The organism is Bartonella sp. TT110JLCBS (assembly GCF_042193405.1).
Lineage (GTDB): Bacteria > Pseudomonadota > Alphaproteobacteria > Rhizobiales > Rhizobiaceae > Bartonella.
On the sequence record NZ_JBHILT010000109.1, the window covers coordinates 1 to 1,248 of the forward strand.

The window sequence follows — 1,248 nt, forward strand, 5'->3', positions numbered from 1 at the left end:
GATTGATACAAAGGGTGTAATTGTAGCTATTGTTTTTGAGGAAATATCCGTGACATATGTTTTTGTTATCTGATCAACTTTACTAAAAAGTTGCGTGAACACTGTAAAGTTCATGGAATTCCTCTTTAACAAATTTTCAACTTTTTATCACCTTAAAACATAGATATATGCTAAACGCTTCATTTTCATTTATACATTACCTAAGTATTCTCATTACGATATCTTGACTTTGATAAAAGCTTTCTGCCTCTCTGAATTGTTCGGATAGTACTGAACCTTCTACAGTGGCTTTTGTTTTTATCGTATGGTAGGCATCCCTTTTGTTTTATGGTTAAAAAATTTCATATCAAGTTCGCGTCTTTTCTTTTTGATAAGTGATTGCTCAGCTTTACGTAAATGCGTTATCATTTGCATCTTTATAGATTCATTGTGGATCATGGCTAATGAACCATCGATATGTGCTTGAAGATCTGCAATATCTTTCAGGTTTTCTTTTGTTTGAAGTTCATCAAATAGATGTTCGAGGTATTTAAAACGATTTTCTACGTTTTCAAAAGTTTTCAAAGTTATAGCTTTATCTAGCACCGAGAAAAATTGTAAACGTGCAAAAAGATTTTTGCCCATTTGATCAAAAGTCCCAGAAATTTTGTTTTCGTCCTCTAATACCTTTTGATATGATTCCCTTGAAAGCTTATCTTTCTTATAGAGCGATTCAGGCTCTTTGAGAAAAAAACTAGAAAAGTCTATTTTCTGAGGTCCAGTTTTCTGACTATTTGTTATAGCTTGATAGGTTTTTTCTGTTTGCGAAATTTGTTCTTTTTTCAACTCAAGCTGTTTTTTTAAGAGCTCAATAATTTCCCCTTTTTTTAATAGATTAATAAGTTCCAGATATTCTGCTGATGGAGTAGGTTGTGAGTTTACAGTTGGATTCTTAGGTGATGAGGGTTCGAAAGATACGCTTACATCTGCATTTGCTGGAGCTAGATTCAGCATTCCCAAAAGGGTAATCATTCCTGTTATAATAAATATCTTTTTCATCTGTCTCCTCGCTTAATTTCGGCAGGGATTGTTTTATTAATAGGCACCCGATTCCTATCATTTGGCTGTTTTAGCTTTGGTGCTAAAGCACAAGCCGATAAAATGTTTGCAATCAAAATCACAAGAATGATCAACTTCATTTTAATATGACTCTTTTTTATTGTTATATACATCCTGATATTTGTTGTCATTATTATTATTTTGAACATA

At 32.3% G+C, this 1,248-nt stretch carries 2 protein-coding genes and 1 pseudogene; all 3 read right to left on the reverse strand.

Annotated features, from left to right (window positions below):
• A pseudogene (locus tag ACFILW_RS09805) lies at window positions 1-114 on the reverse strand (trwi protein); the annotation flags it as partial.
• 183 nt (window positions 115-297) lie between these two features.
• A complete protein-coding gene (locus tag ACFILW_RS09810; RefSeq protein WP_375685733.1) occupies window positions 298-1,038 on the reverse strand; it encodes a type IV secretion system protein in 741 nt (246 codons plus the stop codon).
• Entirely contained in the window at window positions 1,035-1,178 is a 144-nt protein-coding gene (locus tag ACFILW_RS09815) for a TrwH protein (RefSeq protein WP_375685735.1), read from the reverse strand. Before ACFILW_RS09815 ends, ACFILW_RS09810 begins: the two co-directional genes overlap by 4 nt.
• Window positions 1,179-1,248: the final 70 nt, after the last annotated feature.